Annotated in this window: 25 protein-coding genes and 1 riboswitch; of the genes, 15 read left to right on the top strand and 10 right to left on the bottom strand. The window is 60.8% G+C overall.

Translation table 11 applies throughout. From position 1 onward, the window contains the following. Window positions 1-172: 172 nt before the first annotated feature. The 5 genes from AB4O08_RS14635 to AB4O08_RS14615 all read left to right on the top strand — a co-directional run bounded on the left by AB4O08_RS14635 (window position 173) and on the right by AB4O08_RS14615 (window position 5,134). A complete protein-coding gene (locus tag AB4O08_RS14635; RefSeq protein WP_010207158.1) occupies window positions 173-1,168 on the top strand; it encodes an ArsR/SmtB family transcription factor in 996 nt (331 codons plus the stop codon). Between the two features lie 19 nt (window positions 1,169-1,187). Then, window positions 1,188-2,378 (top strand): methionine adenosyltransferase, encoded by a 1,191-nt coding sequence (gene metK, locus AB4O08_RS14630; RefSeq protein ID WP_010207159.1) that lies wholly within the window; start codon window positions 1,188-1,190, stop codon window positions 2,376-2,378. 210 nt (window positions 2,379-2,588) lie between these two features. Beyond that, entirely contained in the window at window positions 2,589-2,939 is a 351-nt protein-coding gene (locus AB4O08_RS14625; RefSeq protein WP_047542543.1) for a hypothetical protein, read from the top strand. A gap of 95 nt (window positions 2,940-3,034) precedes the next feature. Next, the gene (gene ligB, locus AB4O08_RS14620; protein ID WP_010207161.1) at window positions 3,035-4,699 is read left to right on the top strand and encodes an NAD-dependent DNA ligase LigB; all 1,665 of its coding nucleotides are present in this window, start codon (window positions 3,035-3,037) and stop codon (window positions 4,697-4,699) included. Between the two features lie 39 nt (window positions 4,700-4,738). Beyond that, window positions 4,739-5,134 (top strand): DUF1090 domain-containing protein, encoded by a 396-nt coding sequence (locus tag AB4O08_RS14615; protein ID WP_460114195.1) that lies wholly within the window; start codon window positions 4,739-4,741, stop codon window positions 5,132-5,134. A 6-nt stretch (window positions 5,135-5,140) separates the two neighbouring features. Here AB4O08_RS14615 and AB4O08_RS14610 read toward each other — a convergent pair whose 3' ends face one another. Further along, window positions 5,141-5,590, bottom strand: coding sequence for a c-type cytochrome (locus tag AB4O08_RS14610; RefSeq protein ID WP_460114194.1), 450 nt, complete (start codon window positions 5,588-5,590; stop codon window positions 5,141-5,143). Window positions 5,591-5,719: 129 nt separating this feature from the next. On the opposite strand from AB4O08_RS14610, the gene mltA reads away from it, so the two are divergent. Then, a complete protein-coding gene (gene mltA / locus AB4O08_RS14605) occupies window positions 5,720-6,904 on the top strand; it encodes a murein transglycosylase A (protein ID WP_045791543.1) in 1,185 nt (394 codons plus the stop codon). Window positions 6,905-6,993: 89 nt separating this feature from the next. Here mltA and AB4O08_RS14600 read toward each other — a convergent pair whose 3' ends face one another. Then, on the bottom strand, window positions 6,994-7,380 hold the full coding sequence (locus AB4O08_RS14600) for an MAPEG family protein (protein WP_010207167.1): 387 nt from the start codon (window positions 7,378-7,380) through the stop codon (window positions 6,994-6,996). A 191-nt stretch (window positions 7,381-7,571) separates the two neighbouring features. Between AB4O08_RS14600 and AB4O08_RS14595 the strand changes: the two genes are divergently transcribed. Further along, the gene (locus AB4O08_RS14595) at window positions 7,572-8,831 is read left to right on the top strand and encodes a cation:proton antiporter (protein WP_010207169.1); all 1,260 of its coding nucleotides are present in this window, start codon (window positions 7,572-7,574) and stop codon (window positions 8,829-8,831) included. On the opposite strand, the gene AB4O08_RS14590 is transcribed toward AB4O08_RS14595, so the two are convergent. The 3 genes from AB4O08_RS14590 to AB4O08_RS14580 all read right to left on the bottom strand — a co-directional run bounded on the left by AB4O08_RS14590 (window position 8,825) and on the right by AB4O08_RS14580 (window position 12,219). Next, window positions 8,825-9,712, bottom strand: a complete 888-nt coding sequence (locus AB4O08_RS14590) for a formate/nitrite transporter family protein (protein WP_031291098.1) — start codon at window positions 9,710-9,712, stop codon at window positions 8,825-8,827. The two genes, AB4O08_RS14595 and AB4O08_RS14590, sit on opposite strands and share 7 nt — an antisense overlap. 71 nt (window positions 9,713-9,783) lie before the next feature. Continuing rightward, window positions 9,784-11,715 (bottom strand): patatin-like phospholipase family protein, encoded by a 1,932-nt coding sequence (locus AB4O08_RS14585; protein WP_460114193.1) that lies wholly within the window; start codon window positions 11,713-11,715, stop codon window positions 9,784-9,786. A 99-nt stretch (window positions 11,716-11,814) separates the two neighbouring features. Continuing rightward, entirely contained in the window at window positions 11,815-12,219 is a 405-nt protein-coding gene (locus tag AB4O08_RS14580; protein ID WP_010207175.1) for an acyl-CoA thioesterase, read from the bottom strand. Between the two features lie 198 nt (window positions 12,220-12,417). Then, a riboswitch (S-adenosyl-L-homocysteine riboswitch) is annotated at window positions 12,418-12,524 on the top strand. Between the two features lie 21 nt (window positions 12,525-12,545). Between AB4O08_RS14580 and ahcY the strand changes: the two genes are divergently transcribed. The 5 genes from ahcY (at window position 12,546) to AB4O08_RS14555 (ending at window position 19,095) form a co-directional block, all read left to right on the top strand. Further along, window positions 12,546-13,955 (top strand): adenosylhomocysteinase, encoded by a 1,410-nt coding sequence (gene ahcY / locus AB4O08_RS14575; RefSeq protein WP_010207176.1) that lies wholly within the window; start codon window positions 12,546-12,548, stop codon window positions 13,953-13,955. 167 nt (window positions 13,956-14,122) lie between these two features. After that, a complete protein-coding gene (gene metF, locus AB4O08_RS14570) occupies window positions 14,123-14,968 on the top strand; it encodes a methylenetetrahydrofolate reductase [NAD(P)H] (RefSeq protein WP_010207177.1) in 846 nt (281 codons plus the stop codon). Window positions 14,969-15,045: 77 nt separating this feature from the next. Continuing rightward, window positions 15,046-16,128 carry a hypothetical protein gene (locus AB4O08_RS14565; RefSeq protein WP_010207178.1) on the top strand — a complete coding sequence of 361 codons (1,083 nt, stop codon included), beginning with the start codon at window positions 15,046-15,048 and terminating at the stop codon, window positions 16,126-16,128. 73 nt (window positions 16,129-16,201) lie between these two features. After that, window positions 16,202-16,993, top strand: a complete 792-nt coding sequence (locus AB4O08_RS14560) for a substrate-binding periplasmic protein (protein ID WP_010207179.1) — start codon at window positions 16,202-16,204, stop codon at window positions 16,991-16,993. A 221-nt stretch (window positions 16,994-17,214) separates the two neighbouring features. After that, on the top strand, window positions 17,215-19,095 hold the full coding sequence (locus AB4O08_RS14555; RefSeq protein ID WP_010207180.1) for a DEAD/DEAH box helicase: 1,881 nt from the start codon (window positions 17,215-17,217) through the stop codon (window positions 19,093-19,095). Between the two features lie 223 nt (window positions 19,096-19,318). Here AB4O08_RS14555 and AB4O08_RS14550 read toward each other — a convergent pair whose 3' ends face one another. Both AB4O08_RS14550 and AB4O08_RS14545 read right to left on the bottom strand, forming a co-directional pair. After that, on the bottom strand, window positions 19,319-19,897 hold the full coding sequence (locus AB4O08_RS14550) for a YceI family protein (RefSeq protein WP_021492687.1): 579 nt from the start codon (window positions 19,895-19,897) through the stop codon (window positions 19,319-19,321). A gap of 32 nt (window positions 19,898-19,929) precedes the next feature. Then, on the bottom strand, window positions 19,930-20,481 hold the full coding sequence (locus AB4O08_RS14545; RefSeq protein WP_460114192.1) for a cytochrome b: 552 nt from the start codon (window positions 20,479-20,481) through the stop codon (window positions 19,930-19,932). A gap of 272 nt (window positions 20,482-20,753) precedes the next feature. Here AB4O08_RS14545 and AB4O08_RS14540 point away from each other — a divergent pair, with 272 nt between their 5' ends. Next, window positions 20,754-22,160, top strand: a complete 1,407-nt coding sequence (locus AB4O08_RS14540) for an adenosylmethionine--8-amino-7-oxononanoate transaminase (RefSeq protein WP_460114191.1) — start codon at window positions 20,754-20,756, stop codon at window positions 22,158-22,160. A 38-nt stretch (window positions 22,161-22,198) separates the two neighbouring features. Beyond that, a complete protein-coding gene (locus AB4O08_RS14535; RefSeq protein WP_021492685.1) occupies window positions 22,199-22,918 on the top strand; it encodes a 16S rRNA (uracil(1498)-N(3))-methyltransferase in 720 nt (239 codons plus the stop codon). Between the two features lie 3 nt (window positions 22,919-22,921). Here the strand turns inward: AB4O08_RS14535 and AB4O08_RS14530 are convergent, their stop codons facing one another. Genes AB4O08_RS14530 through AB4O08_RS14520 form a run of 3 tightly spaced genes read right to left on the bottom strand, consistent with a single transcriptional unit; the run spans window position 22,922 to window position 25,434 of the window. Further along, the gene (locus tag AB4O08_RS14530) at window positions 22,922-23,824 is read right to left on the bottom strand and encodes a transporter substrate-binding domain-containing protein (protein WP_010207187.1); all 903 of its coding nucleotides are present in this window, start codon (window positions 23,822-23,824) and stop codon (window positions 22,922-22,924) included. 25 nt (window positions 23,825-23,849) lie between these two features. Next, window positions 23,850-24,200, bottom strand: coding sequence for a RidA family protein (locus AB4O08_RS14525; RefSeq protein WP_010207188.1), 351 nt, complete (start codon window positions 24,198-24,200; stop codon window positions 23,850-23,852). 10 nt (window positions 24,201-24,210) lie between these two features. Then, window positions 24,211-25,434, bottom strand: a complete 1,224-nt coding sequence (locus AB4O08_RS14520) for a D-amino acid dehydrogenase (RefSeq protein WP_047542537.1) — start codon at window positions 25,432-25,434, stop codon at window positions 24,211-24,213. 108 nt (window positions 25,435-25,542) lie between these two features. Here AB4O08_RS14520 and AB4O08_RS14515 point away from each other — a divergent pair, with 108 nt between their 5' ends. Next, window positions 25,543-26,445, top strand: coding sequence for a LysR family transcriptional regulator (locus AB4O08_RS14515; RefSeq protein ID WP_021492682.1), 903 nt, complete (start codon window positions 25,543-25,545; stop codon window positions 26,443-26,445). Window positions 26,446-26,449: the final 4 nt, after the last annotated feature.

Raw genomic sequence — 26,449 nt, 5'->3', positions numbered from 1 at the left:
TCACTTGAGGACGTTTTTCCTGTGCTTTGGGCATCAATCCCTTGCAGAAACCTTTAACCGGTTCGTCTAACAGTTATAGCGGCGGCTTATAACCACCACTTATCGATCAATATCAAAACTTTTTGATATTGACCTTGCGATGCCCTCCACCCGTCACTAGACTGCTGGCCTTATGAATCTACCTATGCCCTCACTGCGCCCCGACGACGGCGATGAACTGGCAGCCTTGTGCAAGGCCGCTGGCGATCCGTTGCGTCTGAACGTGTTGCGCGCACTGGCCAACGATTCCTTCGGCGTACTGGAACTGGCACAGATCTTCGCCATCGGCCAATCGGGCATGAGTCACCACTTGAAGGTACTGGCCCAGGCCGACCTGGTAGCCACCCGCCGTGAAGGCAATGCGATTTTCTACCGCCGTGCGCTGCCCCATACCGAACTGCTGGGCGGCAAACTGCACGCTGCCCTGCTCGAAGAAGTGGACAACCTCAGCCTGCCAGGCGACGTACAGTCGCGCATCGGCCAGGTCCATGGGCAGCGCGCTGCCGCGAGTCAGGATTTTTTCGCACGGGTTGCCGAGAAGTTTCGCGCCCAGCAAGACCTGATTGCCGGTCTTGCCCAATACCGCGACAGCGTATTGGCGTTGCTCGACAAGCTGAGCTTCAGTGAAGAGGCCACGGCACTGGAAGTCGGCCCCGGCGATGGCGGTTTCCTGCCGGAGCTGGCGCGGCGCTTTCAGCAAGTCACAGCCTTGGACAACAGCCCGGCGATGCTGGAACTGGCGCGTCAGCTTTGTGAGCGCGAGTCACTGGGCAATGTCAGCCTGCAACTGGCCGACGCATTGAACAGCACGGCGTTAAAGGCCGACTGCGTGGTGCTGAACATGGTCTTGCACCATTTCGCCGCACCCGCCGACGCCCTCAAGCAAATGGCCGGGCTGCTGCACCCCGGCGGTAGCCTGTTGGTTACGGATTTATGCAGCCACAACCAGAATTGGGCCAGGGAGGCCTGCGGTGATCTCTGGTTGGGTTTTGAACAGGATGATCTGGCCCGTTGGGCCACCGCTGCGGGACTCGTTCCCGGGGAAAGCCTCTATGTAGGTTTACGTAATGGTTTCCAGATCCAGGTCCGCCATTTTCAGCGACCGGCTGGCGACACTCACCATCGGTAAATATCAGGAAAACATCGAGATGAGCGAATACTCCCTTTTCACCTCCGAGTCCGTGTCTGAAGGGCATCCGGACAAAATCGCCGACCAGATTTCTGACGCGGTGCTGGACGCCATCATTGCTGAAGACAAGTTCGCCCGTGTGGCGTGCGAGACCCTGGTGAAAACCGGCGTAGCGATCATCGCCGGCGAAGTGACCACTTCCGCCTGGGTTGACCTGGAACAGCTGGTGCGTGACGTGATCACCGACATTGGCTACAACAGCTCCGACGTCGGCTTCGACGGCGCGACCTGCGGCGTGATGAACATCATCGGCAAGCAATCGCCTGACATCAACCAGGGTGTCGACCGTGCCAAGCCTGAAGATCAAGGCGCCGGCGACCAAGGCCTGATGTTCGGCTACGCCAGCAACGAAACCGACGTGCTGATGCCTGCGCCGATCACTTTCTCGCACCAATTGGTACAGCGCCAGGCCGAAGCCCGTAAATCCGGCCTGCTGCCGTGGCTGCGTCCGGACGCCAAGTCCCAGGTGACCTGCCGTTACGAAGGCGGCAAGGTGGTGGGTATCGACGCGGTCGTGCTGTCGACCCAGCACAACCCGGACGTGTCCTACGCCGACCTGCGCGAAGGCGTCATGGAGCTTATCGTCAAGCACGTGCTGCCGGCCGAACTGCTGAGCAAGGACACCCAGTTCCACATCAACCCGACCGGCCAGTTCATCATCGGTGGCCCAGTGGGCGATTGCGGCCTGACCGGTCGCAAGATCATCGTCGACAGCTACGGTGGCATGGCCCGCCACGGCGGTGGTGCGTTTTCGGGTAAAGACCCGTCCAAGGTTGACCGTTCGGCGGCCTACGCCGGTCGCTACGTGGCCAAGAACATCGTCGCGGCCGGTCTGGCCGAGCGTTGTGAGATCCAGGTTTCCTACGCAATCGGCGTAGCCCAGCCTACGTCGATCTCGCTGAATACCTTCGGCACCGGCAAGATCAGCGATGACAAGATCGTCAAGCTGGTGCGTGAGATCTTCGACCTGCGCCCTTACGCGATCACCACCATGCTCGACCTGCTGCACCCGATGTACCAGGAAACCGCAGCCTACGGCCACTTCGGTCGTACCCCAGCGCAGAAGACCGTCGGCGACGACACCTTCACCACCTTCACCTGGGAAAAAACCGACCGCGCCAACGACCTGCGGATTGCCGCCGGCCTGTAATCGCTCTCGATGCACAAAAGCCCCGCCGGATTATTCCGGCGGGGCTTTTTATTGCGCGATGATCTTCACGTTTTTTGGATCCAAACCTTGCAGGCCTAATGATGGCCCTCTAGAATCCGCGCCCTCTCGGGCCCTTTACCTTATTTGGATATTGCCCTGCGCCAGCCCGAGACAGACAAACGCGCAGGCAATCGAACATTGAGGTTTTTCATGCGCATCTCCACGCTCGCCCCTGCCGCCCTTCTCTTCAGCCTGTTCGCCCTGCCGGTAAACGCCGCCGACCTGAGCGCATTGAGTGGTGCCCTGAGCGCCCAACTGGGTGGCGGCAACGCTGGCGATTGCCAGAAACAAGCAGCCGATCTGCAAGCCAAGATCGATGCAGCTGAAGCCCAGAAGGACACCTTGAAGGTGAAGGCCTTCAAAGCCGCGCAAGACCAGATCAACAAAGGTTGCAACAAACTTTCTGAAGCCCAGGCAAAAGCCGACGCGAAGCAGCAAACTCAAGAGGCGAAGGCCGATAAACCAGACGCCGTGAAGGCCCTGGGCGGTCTGTTCAAGTAAATAGAAATACCCAGTAAAAAGCCCCGCAGCGTCGGGGCTTTTTTGTGGCCGATCGGATCATTTAGGCTGGGCACCCTTTCCGAGCAAGGATGCTCATGATGCCTTTACTGCTAGCACTTTTACTCAGCATTTTACCCTTCAGGGGGTGGGCCGAAGAGTGTCCCGACACAGCCCGGGCACAGGTCAACACACTGACCGAACAGATACGCCTCTGGGACGACAGCTACCACCGTCTCAACCAATCCCCCGTCAGCGACGAACTCTATGACCAGGCGCACCAACGTCTGACCCACTGGCGCCGGTGCTTCCCTGAGTCCCCCCCGAAACCCGACAACCCCCTGGCGAGCTCACGCGGCACCCTACGCCACCCCATTGCCCATACGGGCCTTGAGAAACTGCTGGATGAACAGGCAGTCGGCGCCTGGCTGAGCACACGCCAGGATGTCTGGATTCAACCCAAGGTGGACGGTGTGGCGGTGACCCTGGTGTATCGACAAGGTCGCCTGCGCCAAGTCATCAGCCGGGGCGATGGCCTGATGGGCCACGACTGGTCGGCGTCCGCGCGCAGGATCCCCGGCATTGTCCAGCAGTTGCCGGAGCCCATCGACCTGGTGCTGCAAGGCGAACTCTATTGGCACCTCGACGACCACGTGCAATCGGCAAACGGAGGGCTCAATGCCCGCAGCAAGGTGGCCGGGCTGATGAACCGCCTCGAATTGAGCGACGCCGACGCCGCCGGCATCGGTCTGTTCGTATGGGCATGGCCCGAGGGTCCGGGGTCGTTTACCGAGCGTTTGGCCGCATTGGCACGCTGGGGTTTTACCGACAGCCGACGCTACAGTCAGCCCATTCGGGATATCGCCGAAGCCACGCACTGGCGCGCCTATTGGTACAACCATCCACTGCCATTCGCCAGCGATGGGGTGGTGTTGCACCAGGCACAGCGTCCGCCCGCCAGACGATGGAAGGCCAGCGAACCTTATTGGGCGGTCGCCTGGAAGTATCCGGCGGCCAAGGCCCTGGCGCTGGTGCGCAACGTACGATTCAAGATCGGTCGCACCGGACGCATCACACCCATGCTTGAGCTGGAACCGGTGCAGTTGGATGACCGCCAGATCAGTCGTGTGAGCGCCGGGTCATTGAAGCGTTGGCAAACGCTGGATATCCGCCCTGGCGACCAGGTCTCCATCAGCCTTGCGGGCCAGGTGATCCCCCGACTGGACGAGGTCATCCTGCGAAATGCTCACAGGGCCGACTTGGCGGCACCTGACCCTCGGGACTTTCATGCCTTGAGTTGCTGGCAACTGGACCCAGGCTGCGAAGAGCAACTGCTGGCGCGCCTCACCTGGTTGAGCGGCAATCAGGGCCTGGCGTTACCGCACATAGGTCGCGAGACTTGGAACGTATTGATCCAGGCCGGTCTAATCGCAAGCTTTCTCGATTGGTTAACCCTGGATGTGGCAGAGCTTGCTAACATTGAGGGCTTCGGTGATAGCAGCCGTACGCGAGTGCTCGAAAGCCTCAACAGCGCACGACAGCGGTCCTTTGCACAATGGCTCAAAGCCTTGGGCGTACCACCCGCGGCACGCAACAACCTGGAAGGCGACTGGCAGACGCTGGTCGCCAGAGACACCCAGGCCTGGCTGGCCATCGATGGCATCGGCCCGGGCCGCGCGGCGCAACTGAGCGCCTTTTTCCGCGACCCGCAAGTACAGGCCTTGGCAGACACATTACGCGTGGCCGGCATCGATGGGTTTTGAACCCGAGCCGACCATCAGATTGCGACCTTGGAGTCCCACATGAAATTTCTAGCCCCCTTTGCCCTGTTGACCGTCGCAAGCTTCATGGCCACCCCCCTGCTGGCCGCCGACGAAGCCCCGCAGCTCACCGGTTGCGCCGCCAAGCGCCAAGCCATCAGCACCCAGATCGAACAGGCCAAGGCGCACGGCAACAGCGCCCAGCAAGCCGGTCTGGAAAAAGCCTTGAGCGAAGTCACCGCCAACTGCACCGAGGCGTCCTTGAAGAAGGAACGGGAAAACAAGGTGCTTGATGCCAAGCATGAAGTCAGCCGCCGTCAGGCCGACCTCGACAAGGCCATGAAAAAAGGTGACGCGGACAAGATCAACAAACGTAAGGACAAACTCGCCGAGTCCCGCAAAGAACTGCAGGACGCGGTGGAAGAGCTCGACCAGTAAAACCGGTCAGTGGTCTCGGAACTGCTTATGGCATGCGCTGCAGGCATCTTCGACTATCTGCACTGCCGGCCCCAGGTTGCTCGCTTTGTATGGCTGAACCTGGCTGGCGATCACCAATTCACCAGTGGCCGCTTCAAGGTCGCGGGCCAGTTGCTGGAACTGCGCCTGCTTTTGCCAGACATCATCCTTGGCACTGGTGTGATCTTCTTCGCGCACGCTCGGAAAATGCTTCCAAGGCTCATGGGACAACGCGTCCAGCCTGACTGCGCCTTCGGCAAATTTAGCGCCGTCGAATGGGATCCGCCCGCGCAACATGCCGCCCAGGTCTTCGCCGGTTTTGAGCATCTGCTTGAAGATCGCCTTGCGCTGGCCCAGCGGCGAATTCGGATCCACGCCGCCACAGGCGGACAGTGTCAGGCAGGCCAGCAATACAACGGTCAGTTTTTTAAAAGTCATGGTGGCTTCGAGGTCACGGGAAACGGCGGCCAGTATCCTCGCCCCGCCCGTAAAGACCAATAGCCCTATTAATAATAAGGGTTGCCAAACAGCGCTGTGGCGCGGGCAATCGCTTCAGGAATTGTTTGTATGAATGTCACGTTGAAACCCTGGGGCCGCCGCCTGGCGTGGGCCCTGCCGATGATCGCGCTGCTGGCTGGCTGCGACGCGGGCAAAGAAACAGCCAAAGACGAAACGTCGAAACCCCACGCTGTCGCCACCTATGTGAGTGCGCCATGGGAAGCCTTGCCGGCAGTGTCCGACAGCGACCTGCTGGCGGGTTTTGAGTCCTGGCGCAGCGCCTGCCAGCGCCTCAAGGCCGACCCGGTGTGGGGCGCGACCTGTGCGGCAGCCGCGACAGTGCCGAGCAATGCCGTGGCGGTGCGCGGGTTTCTCAAGGAACGCCTGGATGTGTTCGGCCTACGCTCGGCTGACAACACCCCGAACGGCTTGATCACCGGCTACTACGAACCGGTCTACCCCGGGAGCCTGACCAAGACCGCCAAAGCCAACGTGCCGGTATACGGCGTGCCGGACGACCTGATTATCGTCAACCTGGAAAGTATCTACCCCGAACTCAAGGGCAAGCGCCTGCGCGGTCGCCTGGAAGGTCGCGTGCTCAAGCCTTACGACGATGCCAGCGTCATCAACGGCCAGGGCTCCACAGCCAAACCAATCGCCTGGCTGACTGACCCGATGGACCTGCAATTCCTGCAAATCCAGGGCTCTGGCCGCATCCAACTGGCCGGAGGGCGCCAACTGCGCATCGGTTATGGTGACCAGAACGGCTACCCCTATCGCCCGATCGGCCGTTGGCTGGTGGAACAAGGCGAGTTGAACAAAGAAGACGTCACCATGGGTACCATCAGCGCCTGGGCCAAGTCGCACCCGCAGCGTATCCCGGAACTGCTGGCGAGCAATCCCAGCTATGTGTTCTTCAGCGCGCGTCCCGACAGCAACGAAGGCCCGCGCGGCTCCTTGAACGTGCCGCTGACCGCCGGCTACAGCGTGGCGGTGGATCGCAAGGTGATTCCTTTGGGCAGCCTGCTGTGGCTGTCGACTACCAAGCCAGACGGTTCACCGATCATACGGCCCGTCGCCGCACAGGACACCGGTGGTGCGATCACGGGTGAAGTGCGTGCGGATTTGTTCTGGGGTACCGGTGATACGGCCGGCGAACTGGCGGGGAACATGAAGCAGCAGGGGCAGATCTGGATGTTGTGGCCCAAGGGAACAGCATTGCCGCACGTGCCGGATGCACCTGTCGGGAGCTGAAAGCGCTCTGCCAAACTCGGTTTATTGTGGTGAGCGGGCTTGCCCCGCTCGCCACAATAGCCCGCGCCCATAGGGGCTCCGCTCGACCTTTAGATCGATACGAAGAAGAAACTCGCAATCAACGCCATCCCCACGAACCACACCAGCGACCGCAGCATCGCCCAGTCCGCCAGGTAGCAGATGATGTACAGCAGGCGGCTGGTGATAAACAGCACGGCCAGCACATTGATGGTCACCAATTCGGCCGTACCGGCTAGGTGCGCAATGATCACTGCGGCCGCGAAGGCCGGTGTGACTTCAAAACTGTTGAGCTGGGCACTGTGGGCACGCTTGGCAAACCCTTCAAGGGTGTCCAGGAACGCGCGGGGGTCGTGGTTCTGCCGTGGACCGAACTTGCCACCGCTGAACTTGGCCACACCCGTGCACAGGTAAGGTAGAAAAATTGCGATCAACACACACCAGAAAGCCACCGTCATCACACATTCCTTTTGTAGTTTTAAACAGCGATTAGAGTTTTAGCACTAAAAATACCAAACCGCACTCACCGCTATGAGCCCTGGCTCGCCCAAAGGTTCTATGGCGTTTTAGCCAATGCCTTGCAACATCGCGCCACAGGTGCGGTCCATCCACCCAATAACGCACTGCCACCCAACTCCAAGGACCCCGGATGCTTGAACTTGTCGCCGCCTTTATCTGCCTCACCACCCTGCTCACCTATGTGAACTTCCGCTTTATCGGCCTGCCGCCCACTATCGGTGTGATGGTCACAGCTTTGGTGTTTTCGCTGATCCTGCAAGGGTTGAGCGTTCTCGGCTACCCTGGCCTGGAAGAGCGCATCCAGCAGTTGATCGGCCAGATCGACTTCGGCGACCTGCTGATGAACTGGATGCTGTCGTTCCTGCTGTTCGCCGGCGCCTTGCACGTAAACCTTAACGACCTGCGCAGCTATCGCTGGCCCATCGGCCTGCTGGCAACCTTTGGCGTACTGATCGCGACGGTGGTGATCGGTAGCCTGGCGTACTACATCTTTGCCCTGTTCGGCTGGCACGTGAGCTTCCTTTACTGCCTGCTGTTCGGCGCGCTGATTTCACCTACCGATCCGATTGCCGTGCTGGGTGTATTGCGTACGGCCAATGCTTCGAAACCACTGAAAACCACCATCGTGGGTGAATCACTTTTCAACGACGGTACCGCAGTCGTGGTCTTCACCGTACTGCTGGGCATCGCACAACTGGGCGAAACCCCCACCGTCGGCGCCACCGCCATGCTATTCGCCCATGAAGCCATCGGCGGCGTGGCGTTCGGCGGCCTGATCGGCTACCTGGTCTACCTGATGATCAAGAGCATCGAGCAGCACCAGATCGAAGTGATGCTGACCCTCGCCCTGGTGATCGGCGGCTCGGCGATGGCCACCGAACTGCACGTCTCGGCACCGATTGCGATGGTGGTAGCCGGCCTGATCATCGGCAACCTGGGCCGCAAGCTGGCGATGAACGACATGACCCGTCGCTACCTCGACGGTTTCTGGGAGTTGCTCGATGACATGCTCAACGCCCTACTGTTCGCCCTGATCGGCATGGAACTGCTGTTGTTGCCGTTCAATTGGCTGCACGTGCTCGCCGCCAGCTTGCTGGCCGTGGCGATCCTGCTGTCGCGCCTGTTGACGGTGGCCCCGGCGATCCTGCTGCTACGGCGCTGGCGCACGGTGCCACGCGGCACCATCCGCATCCTCACTTGGGGCGGCTTGCGCGGTGGTGTGTCGGTAGCGTTGGCCCTGGCACTGCCGCTGGGCCCGGAGCGTGACCTGCTGCTGAGCATCACCTACATCGTGGTGCTCTCGTCGATCCTGTTGCAGGGGTTGAGCATCGGCAAACTGGTCAAGCGCGTGACCCGGGACGAGCCCCAGGCCGCGCCGGACACTCACTGATCCTTGCTGATCTGCTGCGGATGCCTCGGGTCCGCAGCTTTCTTGTCCGGCAGGCTGCCTTCACTGCGAATTTGCGCATGACTGATCAACGCAAAGATAAAGCTGCCGCCAATGATATTGCCTGCCAAGGTCGGGCCGGCGAACACCAGCCAGAAGTCCTTCCATGCCAGCTCGCCGGCAAACACCAGGTACGACACCTCCGCCGAACCCACCACGATATGCGTGAAATCCCCCAGGGCCATCAGGTAAGTGATCAAGATGATGATAAACATCTTGGCGCTTTCCATCGACGGGATCATCCACACCATGGTCGCGATCATCCAGCCGGAGATGATGCCTTTGGCGAACATCTGGCCAGTATCGTTCTCCATGATCTTGCGACCGATTTCGAGGAAGGCCAGGTCGGTCTTGGTATCGAAGATCGGCAGGTGCAACATCACATAGGCTACCAGCAGGGTGCCGCACAGGTTGCCGACCAGCACCACCGTCCATAGCCGCAATAGTCGCCCCGCGTTGCCCAGCGTGGGTTTGCTCATCACCGGCAACACGGCGGTCAGGGTATTTTCAGTGAACAATTGCTGGCGTGCGAGGATCACTGCCAGGAAGCCTGCGCAGTAACCGAAGCTGGCGATCACCTTGAAAGCTTCGCCCTCCGGCAAACGGGAATTGAGCAAGCCCATCGCCATCAGCGACAACCCCATGGTCAGCCCGGCAGCCAATGCCGACCACCACAACGCGGCGACACTGCGCTCCAGCTCTTGGTCGCCTTGGGTGCGGATGATTTCATGCAACACCGCCGCACGGGGCGGCTGGTTTTTGTCCACGTCGTGCTGCTCTTCCTGCGACAGGTTGGGGGTTTTGCCTGCTTCGTCGGTGGTCATGATCATCCAGAGTCCAAGGGGTGCCTGTAGCTACGACACGCCGCCGCAATGGCTGTTCAGTGGCCAGGCAACTAAACCTGCACACGCCAGGCCTTGGCCTGCTCCACGGTGGTGGCACTGGACATCCGGTCCCAGGGTTTGTTGCGCGCCTTGTAGCGGTCGCTGATGGTATCGAGCACTCGGTTGAATTCAGTGGGCGTGGAAGACCACGCCAAATCCTGGGCCGCACGGTGTAACAGCTCTACATTGGCGTCGGGCTGGCCCGGCCGAAACAGCGAAGGGTAGATCACTTCCCGCGTGAAGCTTTCAGCTTTCATCGCAATATCACGCACGCTCATCTCAGCGACAGCGCTGCCAATGACCTTGGACATTGGCAAGGCGCCCGACGCGATCTGCTTGGTTGCCACTTGCAACAACTGCTGGAAATTGCGCTGACTGGCGACATTGAGACGCCGCCCCAACCAATCGATTTGCTCGGGACGCCGGGCCAGAGCGTCGAGGTTACGCAGGGCCGATAAGATTTTCGGCGTGAACACCAGCGCGCCCTTCGCCTGGTTGGCTTCGATAATCGCGCCATCCAGGGCGTGCAACGCCTGTTGGGCGTTCTTGCGAAACGTCAGCACATCCGCGGCGGCGGGATCTTTTTGCAGCGCTGGTTGCACACTGGCGAGCATTGCATCGTCCATGGCCAACACGGCGTCATCCAGCGATTGGAACGAGTGGCGCTCAAGCGCGGTGCTGCGACGCTCCAGATGCGCGTCTACCGCCTGGCGCGCCTTCGCCTGCAGATGTTGCTTATGCTCATCCTGCATCGTGAAGTTGACCGTGCCCGTGAGCAGGCCTCGAAAATCACCTTTTTCCGTCTTCAGGGGCAATGTCACGATCTGCTCGGCGAACGCCTCAAGCTTTTTGTCCTGAAAGGCTCCCGCAGCCGAATGCGGAACACCGGTGATGCGGTCTGCCAAGCTGCTGAAAAAACTGCCACTGCGCGTTCGCGCATCAGCCGCGTCGGACTCGAACTTGACGATCAAGGACTCAGACTTGGTCAGGGGACTCTCGGGAAATGCCCGATCCACCACACCTGGCGCCGGTGTATTGAGCAGCATGCCGCCGTCCTTGAACGCGGTGGTTTCAGTTGAGGTTTGGAAACCATGCCCCCGCTCCTCCGGGCTTTTGAACACCAGCGGCAACGAGCCGGAAATATGCGCCGCCCGGGCGATATCCATCTGCGGGGTCAGGCTGGCATTGAACACCACCAACTGCGGACGGCCAGCAAACATGCCGGTGCCGGTGATGTTGAGCTGCTTGATCGCAGGAATATGCCGGCTCAACACGTCAAGATCGCCAAACGTAGGGGCGGCACCGGCACTCAATTTGTCAGCAATGTGCATGACTTCGCCCGGCCGGGTTTCCCGAGGGGTTTGCGCGATATGCTCCAGAATCGACTGGCGCGACTCGTTGCGGATCACTTCTTCAAGCGGTAATGCCTCGGTCTGCAGGCGCGGCAGCAAGGTCATCAGCAACTGAGAAATATTGCCGGCAGCGCCGGGCAAGCGGCCGACCAGTTTGCCCAGTGTCGAACTGGCATCCTGCATCCAGGCCGTCACGACGTCCTTGCTGTTCAGCAGGCTGGGCAAATCGATGCTGTCCGACAACCTGTCGAACGCTTGCGCCCCCATACCACTGGCAATCAGTGCCGCTGAAATCGCACCGGCAGATGAACCGGAGATCGATTGGATACCTTGCAGCTTCTGAGCATCCTCAAGTGCCCGCACCACCCCCGAGAAAGCAATGCCCTTGGCGCCACCCCCACTGAGTACAAGGCTGGTAACGGGTGGCGCCGACAAAAATACGTCTACCCGTCCCTGGTGATCACGCAGAAGCGTCATATTGCGCGCACCAACCCCCTCCACCAGAGGCGTCTCCACCGCTTGATGGGTCGGGGAGAAGGCCTCTTCGTTCAATGAGGGTTGGATTGTCGCGATCGCATTAAACACTTTCATGCACGGGCTCTCTCTACGGGATGTGGCCCTGAGTGATGAGAGCGCCTGCGAAAGATCCGTACGGAATGATTTGGTAAAGCAAATCACCCCACTGCGGGGTTACTCGGGAAGGCTATCGTCCTTGAACTGATCCTTCACGTACCGGATCTCGGTGCGACCATGGGGTGCCGGCAAACCGTCTTCACCCAGGTTGACGAACACCATTTTCTCTACTGTGAGGATGCTTTTACGGGTGATCTTATTGCGCACTTCGCAGGTCAACGTGATAGAGGTGCGACCGAACTCAGTGGCGGTGATGCCCAGCTCGATGATGTCGCCCTGGCGCGAGGCGCTGACAAAGTTGATTTCGGAGATGTACTTGGTCACCACGCGCTGGTTGCCCAGTTGCACAATGGCGTAGATCGCCGCTTCTTCGTCGATCCAGCGCAGCAGACTGCCGCCGAACAGGGTGCCGTTGGGGTTGAGGTCTTCAGGTTTTACCCATTTGCGGGTGTGGAAGTTCATGGTCACTCCAAAGCGTCTTGCCGAATGATGGGCAACATCATGGCAGAGCGTGGGCCCAAGCTCTATGTGCCATTACCTATCAACCCCATCAGCGATCTTCATATGGCCGACGGAAAGGCTTGGGAAGTCTGGCGCACAAGGCTATAATCGGCGCCGTTTCAAAACGGTCATCTCTGGTTGATACCGTTCTCCCGCCACCTGTCCGAGGGGCGCTGCAGCAGGTTCAACCTGTCAGGCTCGGATGGGGCGTTGTCCGGCCTGGTCCACCTGGCCTGATACTAAACGCACAACGGCGCCCATTCGCACACTACGAATGGAGGCTCTTCATGAGCGCAGTAAACACGCCTGCAGATTTCAACGACTACAAAGTCGCCGACATGTCCCTCGCCGCCTGGGGCCGTCGCGAAACATTCATCGCCGAATCCGAAATGCCTGCCCTGATGGGTCTGCGTCGCAAGTACGCCGCTGAGCAGCCGCTCAAAGGCGCCAAGATCCTCGGTTGCATCCACATGACCATTCAGACTGCCGTGCTGATCGAAACCCTGGTTGCCCTGGGTGCCGAAGTACGCTGGTCGTCCTGCAACATTTTCTCGACTCAAGACCAGGCCGCTGCCGCTATCGCTGCTGCCGGTATCGCCGTGTTCGCCTGGAAAGGCGAGACCGAAGAAGAGTACGAGTGGTGCCTGGAGCAAACCATCCTCAAAGATGGCAAGCCATGGGACGCCAACATGATCCTCGACGACGGCGGCGACCTGACCGAGCTGCTGCACAAGAAGTACCCGCAGATCCTCGACCGCGTCCACGGTGTGACCGAAGAAACCACCACTGGCGTGCACCGCCTGCTGGACATGCTGGCCAAGGGCGAGCTGAAAATCCCGGCCATCAACGTCAACGACTCGGTGACCAAGAGCAAGAACGACAACAAGTACGGCTGCCGTCACAGCCTCAACGACGCCATCAAGCGCGGCACCGACCACCTGCTGTCGGGCAAGCAAGCCCTGGTGATCGGCTACGGTGACGTGGGCAAGGGTTCGTCCCAGTCCCTGCGTCAGGAAGGCATGATCGTCAAGGTCTCCGAAGTGGACCCGATCTGCGCCATGCAAGCCTGCATGGACGGTTTCGAAGTGGTTTCGCCGTTCATCAACGGCCAGAACGACGGCACCGAAGCCAGCATCGACAAGGCCCTGCTGGGCAAGATCGACCTGATCGTGACCACTACCGGCAACGTGAATGTTTGCGACGCGAACATGCTCAAAGCCCTGAAGAAGCGCGCCGTTGTCTGCAACATCGGTCACTTCGACAACGAAATCGACACCGCTTTCATGCGCAAGAACTGGGCATGGGAAGAAGTGAAGCCACAGGTGCACAAGGTTCACCGCACCGGCGCTGGTGATTTCGACCCACAGAACGACGACTACCTGATCCTGCTGGCCGAAGGCCGTCTGGTTAACCTGGGCAACGCCACCGGCCACCCAAGCCGCATCATGGACGGCTCCTTCGCCAACCAGGTACTGGCGCAGATCTTCCTGTTCGGCCAGAAGTACGCCGACCTGTCGCCGGCCCAGAAAGCCGAGCGCCTGACCGTGGAAGTACTGCCGAAGAAACTCGACGAAGAAGTGGCCCTGGAAATGGTCCGCGGCTTCGGCGGCGTGGTGACTCAACTGACCAAGACCCAGGCCGACTACATCGGCGTGACGGTTGAAGGTCCGTTCAAGCCGCACGCTTACCGCTACTAAGTAACCGGCTCTCTCCCTATCGGAGCGGGCTTGTGTGAGAGCGGGCTTGCTCGCGAATACGGAGTGTCAGTCGGAGCAATCATGACTGACCCACTGCATTCGCGAGCAAGCCCGCTCCCACATTGACGGTGTAAGCCTTCCAGTTTTGAGTTTCCAAGGATACGACCATGTCCCAAGACCGTCGCTACAGCTTCGAGTTCTTCCCGACCAAGACCGATGCTGGGCATGAAAAACTGATGGCGACTGCCACGCAGTTGGCCAGCTACAACCCCGACTTCTTCTCCTGCACCTACGGCGCCGGCGGCTCGACCCGTGACCGCACGATCAACACCGTGTTGCAACTGGAAAGCCAAGTCAAAGTTCCCGCCGCTCCGCACTTGTCGTGCGTGGGCGACAGCAAGGACGACCTGCGCGGCCTGCTGACCCAATACAAGGCCGCCGGCATCAAGCGCATCGTCGCCCTGCGCGGTGACCTGCCCTCCGGCATGGGCATGGCCAGCGGTGAGCTGCGCTACGCCAATGACCTTGTGAGCTTCATCCGTGAAGAAACCGGCGATCACTTCCATATCGAAGTGGCGGCCTACCCGGAGATGCACCCCCAGGCCCGCAACTTCGAAGACGATCTGCAAAACTTCGTGCGCAAGGCCAACGCCGGCGCTGACAGCGCGATCACCCAGTACTTCTTCAACGCCGACAGCTACTTCTATTTTGTCGAGCGTGTACGGGCCATGGGTGTGAACATCCCGATCGTGCCAGGCATCATGCCGATCACCAACTACAGCAAGCTGGCACGCTTCTCCGACGCCTGCGGTGCCGAGATCCCACGCTGGGTGCGTAAACAACTGGAAGCCTATGGCGACGACGTCAAGAGCATCCAGGCGTTCGGCGAACAGGTCATCAGCACTATGTGTGAAGATTTGTTGCAAGGTGGCGCGCCAGGGTTGCACTTCTATACCCTGAACCAGGCTGAACCCAGCCTTGCCATCTGGAACAACCTCAAGCTGCCACGCTGAAGTTTGTCCGGCTGTGCCAAGGCCCTCGTCTCTACGAGGGCCTTCGTCGTTTTACATGCCACGGAACCTAGCAGTCCATGAATACAGTGCCCACGACTTCCCGCCCACAACTGGTCTACCTGGTCTTCGGCTCCGAGACCTACCACCAGGAAGCGGTGTTCAGCATCGCCAGTGCGCTGGCCTTCCTGCAGGACACCCCGGAAGCCGCCGTGGACATCCAGGTATTCAGCGACAACCCGGAGCCCTATCGCCTTTTGCCAGTGCGCGTACGCCCGCTGGACGAAGCCACCCGTAAACGCTGGAGCGAGCCCCACGGCTATCACTTCCGCACCAAGCATGTGGTATTGCGCCAAGTGCTGGAAGAATCGCCGGTGGCCATGCTGATCGACACCGACACTTTTTTCCATCACTCACCGATGGACCTGTTCGAGCGCGTGCAGCCTGGCACCCTGCTGTGCAACGCCTTCTACACCAAGTACGGCGACAACCACGAAAGCCTTCTCTACACCGCCCTGCGCCAGCGCCTGCTGGACATGGGCGTGGCCGACGATGACATGATGACCCTCAACTCCGGGGTCATGGGCCTGACGCAACAGGACGCGCATATCCTCGATCGCTCCATCGAGTTGATGGACGAACTGTTCCCCCATGCCCAGGGCGCCTACACCCTGGAAGAATTCTGCCTGTCGATCGCCGCCTATCGCACCGTCAACGTGCGCGAATGCCCGGACCTGATCCACCATTACTGGAGCCGCAAGCAGCTGTTTCGCGCCAAGGTCAAGGCGTGGATCGCCAAGCATGGGGCGGCCCCGACCAGCGCACTGGCACTGGCCGACACTCGCCAGGTCTCCTCACACCTGCCGCGCCCTCCCCGCCTGCAGCGCCTGTTGTACAAACTGATCACCCTGGTATTGCCCAAGCACCAGCAGCAGTTCATCCGCGAAATTCTCTATGGCTGCTACGAGCACGAGAATGAATTCGACCAGGCGTGTGGCCCGGTGTGGTGGGACAAGGCCCGACAGAACCAGGAAGAACGCCAGAAACGCCCGATCGATGCCCACCAGCTGGAACACTGGTTCGCCAACCCCGTGGTGCGCCTGATTCTCGGCAAGCGCCGCGTGGCGATCTATGAGCATTTGATGACGTCGCCGGCCAAATAGCGCCACCTAGCCCCGCCTGCGGATGCGCGTGCCAGAGCTTCTCTTTAGGGCGGGAGCATCGTAACCTCAGGCCATGCCCGTCATTCTCAAGTTGTTGACCGCCACCCTCTTTACTTGCCTGAGCCTGGCCGCTTATGGCGAGAAACTGCGCATTGTCACCGAGCCATGGGCGCCTTATGTGTACGACGACAATGGCACCATGCGCGGCCTGGACTACGAAACCACGGCGATCGTGTTCCAACGCCTGGGCGTCGAGGTGCAATGGCAGTTCCTGCCCTGGAAGCGCTGCCTGGCCATGCTCGACCAGGGCCAGGCCGACGGGGCACTGGACATTTTCCACAGCCATGAGCGCGACGCCTTGCTGCTGTATCCCAGCGAACCGCTGTCGGATGTGGAGTTCGTGCTGTTCTACGCCAATGAGCGCCCACACCCCGTACAAGGGCTCGAAGACCTGCGCGGCCTTACGGTCGGCACGTCGCCGGGCTACCTGTACGGCGCCGACTTCAGCGATTCAGCGCTGTTCAACCACGAACCGGCTCCCAGCCATGAGGCCAACTTCGGCAAATTGATGCTCGGGCGCATCGACTTGGTGATCACGGACCGCAGGGTGGGCCAGCATGTGATCAAGGCATTGGGCCTGGAAGGCAAGGTCAGCCAGGCGCCGGCGGTGGTCAGCCGCCAGCAGCAGTTCCTTGCGGTGCGCCGTGGCGCGGGCATGGATCTGTTGGTACAACGCTTTGCCGCCGAGCTCAAACGCTTCAAACAAGAACCGGCATATAGCGCATTGAGCGCCAAATATGGTGGAATCCAAGCGATTACGGGCGCTGGACACACCGTTGAGCAGCAGGAAAGCAGCGCGCCGTGATTGCTCTGTTATACTCCGGCCTTTCCGCCAGGCTCACGCCCGGCCGCTGAGGTCTTGAAAAAGGCACCCAACCCCGCTACAGCGCAGCTTTCAGCCCGCGCGAGCCGGTGGAGTGCCCGCCAGACGCAGCAGGACCGGACGGGGTTGCGCTCCCCTAAGCGCCATTCACGCCCGGCAAGATTATCCCTTTGGGCCAAGCCCTAACTAAAACAGGATTACTCATGTCCTTTGCTTCCCTCGGTCTCTCCGAGGCTTTAGTCCGCGCCATCGAGGCAGCGGGCTATACCGAGCCTACTCCGGTGCAACAGCGGGCCATTCCCGCCGTGTTGCAAGGTCGCGACTTGATGGTTGCGGCTCAGACAGGTACTGGTAAAACCGGCGGCTTCGCCCTCCCGATTCTGGAGCGGTTGTTTCCCAATGGTCACCCGGACAAATCCCAGCGTCACGGCCCGCGCCAACCGCGTGTTCTGGTCCTGACCCCCACCCGCGAACTCGCCGCCCAGGTGCACGACAGCTTCAAGCTGTATGCCCGCGATTTGAAGTTCGTCAGCGCCTGCATCTTCGGCGGCGTCGGCATGAACCCACAGGTTCAGGCCATGTCCCGTGGTGTGGACGTGCTGGTCGCGTGCCCAGGTCGTTTGCTCGACCTGTGCGGCCAAGGCAGCGTCGACCTGTCCCACGTGGAAATCCTCGTGCTGGACGAAGCCGACCGCATGCTCGACATGGGCTTTGTCCATGACGTGAAAAAGGTGCTCGCCCGCCTGCCGGCCAAACGTCAGAACCTGCTGTTCTCGGCAACGTTCTCCCAGGACATCACTGCCCTGGCTGGCAAGCTGCTGCACAACCCGGAACGCATCGAAGTCACGCCGCCGAACACCACGGTCGAGCGTATCGAGCAACGCGTATTCCGCCTGGCCGCCAGCCACAAGCGTGCGCTGCTGGCCCACCTGATCACCGCCGGCGCGTGGGAACAGGTGCTGGTCTTCACTCGCACCAAGCACGGCGCCAACCGCCTGGCCGAGTACCTGGACAAGCACGGCCTCACCGCCGTCGCCATTCACGGCAACAAGAGCCAGAACGCGCGCACCAAGGCCCTGGCCGACTTCAAGGCCGGCTCCGTACGCATCCTGGTTGCCACCGATATCGCCGCCCGCGGCCTGGATATCGACCAATTGCCACACGTGGTCAACTTCGAGCTGCCAAACGTCGATGAAGACTACGTGCACCGTATCGGCCGTACCGGCCGTGCCGGTCGTTCGGGTGAAGCCATCTCCCTGGTTGCACCGGACGAAGAAAAACTGCTGAAAAGCATCGAACGCATGACCAAGCAGAAAATCGCCGACGGCGACCTGATGGGCTTCGATGCCAGCGCCGTGGAGGCCGAGAAGCCTGAAGCGCGCGAGCGTCCGGACGTGCGCAACCCGCGCAACCCACGCGGTCCGAAGGGCGATGGCCCGAACGGCGGCGGGGGTGGCGGTGGCCGTCGCGACAAGGGCAAAGACAAGGGCAAGGAAAAATCTGCCAGCGGCCGTGGCGAACGCCCGGCCCGTGAGCAGAAGCCCCGCGAAGGCACTCCGGCCCGCGAACAGCGCCAGCCGAGCCAGCCGCCACGCGCTGCTGCCGACCGTGCTCCGGACGAGTTCCTGGACGACGATGTGGATAACTTCGGTAACCGCGTCGACTACGTGCCCCAGGCCAAGCCGGCCCAAGGCCGTGGCCGTCGCCCAGGCGCCCCGGCACAGGGCGCTGGCGCAGGTGCTCCCCGTGGCGGCCAGCCACAAGGTGGTCGTCAGAATGGTCCACGCAACAGCAGCGGCGGCACTACCGGTACGCCGCCAGCCAAGCGCAATGGCCCGCGTAACGGCGCGCCGCGTGATGGCCAGGCTCGCCGCGAAGACTCGCGCAGCAACAACCGCCGCCCGGCCCGTGACGACCAGCAACGTTCGTCCGAGCCAGCCGTGCAGAACCCACGTGGTGGTCCGGCGCCAAAGATCATCCACAAGGAGTCGAAGGCTGATCGCTTCCCGACACCCGAGCAGTTGGATCAACTGCCAGGCCGTCCTCGTGGTGAAAAACCAGCGCTGCTGACGCGCAATCGCTGAGTTTCAAAGCGCCATAAAAAAGCCCCGCCTCTTTCGAGACGGGGCTTTTTTTTGACTCAACACAGATCAGCGGTGGGAGCTGCCTTGCCTGCGATGCGGGCACCTCGGCGCGTCAGGCCCACCGAGTCGATGCAATCGCAGGCAAGCCAGCTCCCGCGTTGATTGCATTCCTGGCATAAAAAAACCGGATCGCAGGATCCGGTTTTTTGGGTAAAAACAGAAATTACTTCTGCTTCACACCTTCCAGCGAGATGTCCAGGTCCACAGTCTGCGAGGACGGGCCTGGGCCTTTGATGCCGAAGTCGTTCAGGTTGACAGTGGTCTTGGCGTTGAAGCCGGCACGCTCGCCGCCCCACGGGTCTTTGCCCTCACCGTTGAAGGTGGCCTTGAAGGTCACAGGCTTGGTCACGCCGTGGAAGGTCAGGTCGCCGGTCACATCAGCGGTTTTGTCGCCGGTGGACTTGACTGCGGTGGAAACGAACTTGGCGTCAGCGAACTTGGCAACGTCCAGGAAGTCTTTGCTGGCGATGTGCTTGTCACGCTCGGCGTGGTTGGACCACAAGCTGGCGGTTTTCACGTCGACTGCGATTTTGCTGGCTTCTGGCTTGGCGGCATCCCAGCTGAAGGTACCGTCCCAATCCTTGAAGGTACCGTGGATGAAGCTGTAGCCCAGGTGGCTGATTTTCCAGTCGATGAAGGCGTGCTGGCCTTCTTTGTCGATCTTGTAGTCAGCAGCCATCACCTGGCCTGCGGAGAGCAGAGCAGTACCGATTGCCAGAGCAGCGAGGGTCTTTTTCAACATGCTTTCTATTCCTTGTGAGTCGAGGTTGAACATCAGGCTTTGCGCCCCAGCATTCTCGTAAGGGTCGCATCACGATCGATAAAGTGGTGTTTCAACGCAGCCACGCCGTGCAAGCCGGCGAAGACCACCAACACCCAGGCCAGGTACAGATGCACCAAGCCGGCGTTATCTGCCTGGTCCGGTAATCCGGAAACCACGGCAGGAATCTCAAACAGGCCAAACACCGGAATACCGACACCGTCTGCGGTGGAAATCAGGTAACCGGCGATCATCAAGGCGAACAGCCCGAGATACAGGAACGCGTGGCCAAACGCAGCACCGATACGGGTCATGCGGCTGTAGCTGGCCAGCGGTGGTGGCGGTGGGCTGACCAGGCGCCAGACAATACGCACCAGCATGATGGCGAACAGCGTGATGCCAATGCTCTTGTGCAAGTCGGGCGCGTCTTTGCGCCAGGCACTGTAGTAGTCGAGACCGACCATCCACAGGCCCAGCGCGAACAACCCGAACACCACCAAGGCTACGCCCCAGTGCAAAACCATACTGACCCAACCATAGCGGGCCGACGAATTACGTAGCTGCATGTCCCAAATCCCGTAAGAGCTGTGCCCAAGACTAGCGATTTACCTATCGAATTAAAGCCGAAAATTTCGCTTTGAAATATCGAGAAATACGATCTTGAGATTATGCACAGTACGTTAACGATGGATTAAGGACTATTCCTAAGAAACGTGACAGATCGTCCTACGTTTACTGCGAATTATCTCTAATAGGTTGTGACACAGCCGTCCATTGCATAGGCTTGCGCGATTGATTTACCTGCGCCGGCCGCGGGACCGCTTCGAGGAGATAACCGATGGGCTTGAACAACCAGTGGATGCAACGCGACCTCGCAGTGCTGTGGCATCCCTGCACCCAGATGAAAGACCACCAGCAACTGCCGCTGATCCCGATCAAGCGCGGTGAAGGCGTGTGGCTGGAAGACTTCGAAGGCAAGCGCTACCTCGATGCTGTCAGCTCCTGGTGGGTCAACGTATTTGGCCACGCCAACCCGCGCATCAACCAGCGCATCAAGGACCAGGTCGATCAGCTGGAACATGTGATCCTGGCCGGCTTCAGCCACCAGCCGGTGATCGAACTGTCCGAGCGCCTGGTGCAAATGACCCCCGAGGGCCTGACCCGCTGCTTCTACGCTGACAACGGCTCGTCCTGCATCGAAGTCGCGCTGAAGATGAGCTACCACTATTGGCTCAACCGCGGCCTGCCGAACAAAAAACGCTTCGTCACCCTGACCAACAGTTACCACGGCGAAACCATCGCCGCGATGTCGGTGGGCGACGTCCCGCTGTTCACCGAAACCTACAAGGCGCTGCTGCTCGACACCATCAAAGTACCGAGCCCGGATTGCTACCTGCGCCCCGAGGGCATGAGCTGGGAAGAACACTCGCGCAATATGTTCCTGGTCATGGAACAGACCCTGGCGGACAACCACGACACCGTCGCCGCCGTGATCGTCGAACCGCTGATCCAGGGCGCCGGCGGCATGCGCATGTACCACCCGGTGTACCTCACGCTGCTGCGCGAAGCCTGCGACCGCTATGGCGTGCACCTGATCCACGATGAAATCGCTGTAGGTTTCGGCCGCACCGGCAGCATGTTCGCCTGTGAACAGGCCGGCATCCGTCCGGACTTCCTGTGCCTGTCCAAGGCCCTCACCGGCGGTTACCTGCCGCTGGCGGCCGTGGTCACCACCGATGACGTGTACGACGCGTTCTACGACGACTATCCGACCCTGCGCGCCTTCCTGCACTCCCACAGCTACACCGGCAACCCGCTGGCGTGCGCGGCGGCGCTGGCGACCTTGGATATTTTCGAAGAAGACAACGTCATCGAAAACAACAAGGCCCTGGCCCAGCGGATGGCCACCGCCACGGCGCACCTGGTGGACCACCCGCACGTGTCGGAAGTGCGTCAGACCGGTATGGTGCTGGCCATCGAGATGGTCCAGGACAAAGCCACCAAGACCGCCTACCCCTGGCAGGAGCGTCGTGGCCTGAAGGTGTTCGAGCACGCCTTGGAACGCGGTGCGCTGTTGCGGCCATTGGGCAGCGTGGTGTATTTCCTGCCGCCCTATGTGATCACGCCCGAGCAGATCGACTTCCTCGCCGAAGTGGCCAGCGAAGGCATCGACATTGCCACCCACAGCAACGTCAGCGTTGCAGTGCCGAAGGACTTCCACCCAGGCTTCCGCGATCCGGGTTGATCAACGAACCCCTACGTAAACCTCTTCAGAGAACAGAAATGAGATTGTCCCGCTTCTTCACTGACACCCCGCTGAGCCTCGGCGATCACGAATTGCCGGAAGCCCAGGCGCACTACATCAGCCGCGTATTGCGTATGGGCGAAGGCGATGCCGTGCAATTGTTCGACGGTTCCGGCCTGGAGTTCCGGGGCAGCCTGCTGGAGGTCGGCAAAAAGCGCGTCACCGTGCAGCTTACGGAAAGCTTCAGCGGCCAGACCGAATCGCCACTGCGCATTCACCTGGGCCAGGGCCTGTCCCGTGGCGAACGGATGGATTGGGCGATCCAGAAAGCCACCGAGTTGGGCGTCAGCGAAATCACCCCGATTTTCAGCGACCGCTGCGAAGTGCGCCTCAAGGACGAACGCGCCGACAAACGCCTGCAGCACTGGCGCCAGGTGGCAATCAGCGCATGTGAACAATGCGGGCGCTCCACGGTGCCGGTGATTCATCCGCCGCTGCTGTTGGCGGACTGGTTGAAACAGACCCAAGCGGACTTGAAGCTGGTGCTGCACCCCGTGGCCGAGCCGATGGTCAGCCATGCCAAGCCATCGAGCCTGGCCTTCCTGATCGGCCCTGAGGGTGGGCTGACCGACCTGGAAGTCGACACTGCGCAAGCCGCCGGCTACCACGCCGCCCGCCTCGGCCCGCGTGTATTGCGCACCGAGACGGCACCGGTGGTGGCGTTGGCCGTCGCCCAACAGTTGTGGGGCGACTTCTAGGGCTTACTCCACCGGATCACTGATGGGCTTGGCGATAATCGCCTTCAACTCACGGGTCATCGGGAATTCCAGGTTCAAGCCCTTGGGCGGAATGGGGGATTCGAACCAGCGTTGGTAAATCCCGTTGATCTCCCCACTGCGGTAAAGGTCGCCAAGTGTCTCGTTTACCACCGCAAGAAACTGCGGGTCGTCCTTGCGCAACATGCAGCTGTAGATTTCCCGCGATTGCTCCTCGCCCACCACCACCCAGTTATGCGGGTCCTTGGCCTTGGCCCGCTCGCCATAGAGCAACGCGTCATCCATGTAAAAGGCCGCAGCGCGACCGGTCTCCAGCATCTTGAACGCCTCACCGTGATCCTTGGCGCTGATCACGAACATGTTGGTCTTGTGCTCGGCGTTGTAGCTTTTGAGGAAGCGCTCGTTGGTGGTGCCGGCGGTGGTCACCACGTTCTTGCCTGCCAGGTCGGGAAAGCCTTTGATACCGCTGTCCTTGGCCGTGAGCAATTGCCCCTTCACGTAGATGAACCCGTAGGAAAACGCCACCTGCTTCTGCCGCTCGGCGGTTACGCCGGTGGAACCGCATTCCAGGTCGACGGTACCGTTCTGCACCAAGGGGATGCGGGTCTGGGACGTCACCAGGTTGTATTTCACATTAAGCGTGGCCACGCCGGTTTTCTGCTGGATGCGCTCGACAATCTTGCTCGCCAGCTCCACCGAATAGCCCATGGGCTTGCCACTGTTATCCCCCACGTAGGAAAACGGCACCGACGCATCGCGATAGCCCAAGGTAATGGACTTGGCGCTGGCGATCTTGCCCAGCGTGCCGTCCAGCGGTGCTTGATTCGCATGGGCTTGTGCGCCCAGCAAGAGTCCCAGGGTGCAGCCGGTCAACAGGATCTTTTTCATTGTTATTCTCCGTTGGTCTTTGAAGTCATTTACGTACAGCGATCACACTGATTTCCACCCATACACTCGGTCGCGCCAGTTCTGCCTGCACCGTGGTGCGCGTCGGCGCTAAACCCGGTGACAGCCAGGCTGACCACACTTCATTCATCGGTGCGAAACCTTCACTGATGTCTTTCAGGTAAATCGTGGCGTTGAGCAGATGATCCTTGTCGCTGCCCGCCTGGGCCAGCAACGCATCGATCCTGGCCAGCACTTCACGGGTTTGTGTCGCCACGTCCAGACCATCGCCGGGCACCTGGCCCGAGAGGAACACCAAGTCGTTGAACGTCACTGCGCCCGAGAGGCGCTCGTTACTGCTGATGCGGGTGATAGTCATGCAGACATCCTCATGCGGCGCGGGGTGCCAGGCCCTGCATATCAATAGAAGGCGCGTGTTGGCCAATCAACTCGGCCAGCAGCTGGCCGCTGCCACAGGCCAGGGTAAAACCGAGGGCTCCGTGGCCCAGGTTCAGCCACAGGTTACGATAGACACTGGCGCCGATCAGCGGCACGCCGGTCGGGGTGGCCGGGCGCATACCGGCCCACTCCACCGCCTGGTCGTAGTCGCCCGCCAGTGGAAAGGTCTCCAAGGCCTGACGTTTCATCAGCGCCAGGCGTTTGGGCTCAAGACGGGCGTCGAAGCCGACGATATCCACCATGGCCGCCACCCGCAGTTGTTCGCCAATGCGCGCGTAGACGATCTTGCGGTCGTAATCGGTGATGCTCACGTTCGGTGCCTGGTGTTGCGCGCCAATCGGTACGCTCAGGCTGTAACCCTTGAGCGGGTAAAGCGGCAACGGCACGCCCAACTCCGCGCTGCGATACCCAGCCGCCAGCACCAGGTGTTCGACTGGCATAACCTCATCGCCCAATTCGATGGCCTGCACCCTACCCTTGGCGTGGCGAATGCCGGTGACCTTTCGGCCCAGCATAAAGCGGCAACGTCCCGACGCTTCCAATCGCGCCGCCAGCCGCTGGCAGAAGGCATGACAATCAGCGACTTCCTCATTCGGCGTATAAATCCCACCGACAAAACCACCGTCCGCCAGCGCAGGCTCCAGGCGAGCGCAATCGGCGGTCGACAGCACCTGCTGTTGCAGGATATCGGTGACCTTGCCACGCGCGCGCTCAAAAGCGTTGGCATTGCGAAAGGTCACCAGCTTGCCGTTGCGCCGCCAGTCGAAGCCATCCAGGCGATCGAGATCGCGCCACACTTGCAAGGTGTCCTGGCTCAGGGACGCCAGGCGCAACAAGTGGGCGGCATTGCGTTTGTTCACCGAGCCACGGCAAGCGCCGAGGAACGCGGCCATCCAGCGCCATTGCTGGGGGTCGAGGCGCGGCCGCAGTTTCAATGGTGAGTCACCGCGCAACAACCAACCGATGGCTTGCAGCGGCACCCCTGCATCGGCCAGTGGCGCCACGTAGCGATAGGACAACTGCCCGCCATTGGCAAAGCTGGTCTCGCTGCCCAGGGTCTCGCGTGCATCGATCAGCGTCACCTCATGACCTGCACGCACCAACGCATAGGCGCTGGCCAGACCAATCACTCCCCCCCCAATGATGCACACCATTTCCGCCGCCCACCGTTAAATCCAGAGGCCTCAAGCCTAGGGGCAGGTGACAGGCTGCCGACAATGAATAAAGATAGATCACCTATAAACAAAGGTTATGGACTTGCCATGCGCTTGCGTCATATCGAAATCTTCCAGGCCATCCGCCAGACCGGCTCCGTTAGCGCCGCCGCGCAATTGCTGCATGTGTCGCAACCGGCGGTGACCAAGGTGCTGCAGCACGCCGAATTGCAACTGGGCTTCCCCCTTTTCCTGCGGGTGCGCGGCAAATTGCAGCCCACACCGGAAGCCCTGGCGCTGGAAAGCGAAGTGGAGAAAGTCACCGAAAGCCTGCAAGGCGTGCGGCGCCTGGCCAAAAGTCTGCGCCGAGCACCGGGCCAGAGTGTGCGCATCGGCGCGATCCCGGCGCTGGCGTTGTCTCTGCTGCCGCCGGCGATCCTGGAATGGAAGCGCGATTACCCGGAGATGGCGTGCGAGCTGTCCAGCGACCATAGCCGCGAGTTGGTGCAGAAGCTGCTGATGCGCGAGATTGACCTGGCGTTGACGCTCAACTTCTCCGGCCATCCAGGGCTGACCACGCAAGTGCTGGCCAATGGTGTGCTGGTGGCACTGGCGTCTAAAGGCTATTGGTCCGACGCCGAACTGAGCCAGCCATTGCCCCTGGCGGACCTGGCAGGCACGGCGCTGATTGGCCTTTCCAGCGCCGACCCGCTGGCAGCGAAACTCGATAGCTACCTGGAAAACGTCGACCCACCCCCCAAGGTCACGATCTCGGTGCAAACCTATTCCCTGGCCCGCGCGATGGTGGAGTCCGGGGCCGGCTTGACGGTGATCGATCCGTTCACCGCGTTGGGTGCGTCGACGGCCACCACCTGCATCCGCCCGCTCACGCCGCCGCTGCCGATCACCCTGTACGCCCTGACCCGCGCCGATGAGCCTCCGCCGCATATGCTGGCGAATTTGCTGGAGATCTTCGGCCACCGCGCCCGGGAGTTATTGGAGCGGCTGTAGAGAC

Source organism: Pseudomonas sp. H3_E07 (assembly GCF_054668895.1).
The sequence above is the reverse complement of the archived record's forward strand: the minus strand, read 5'-3'. Positions and strand labels throughout refer to the sequence as shown.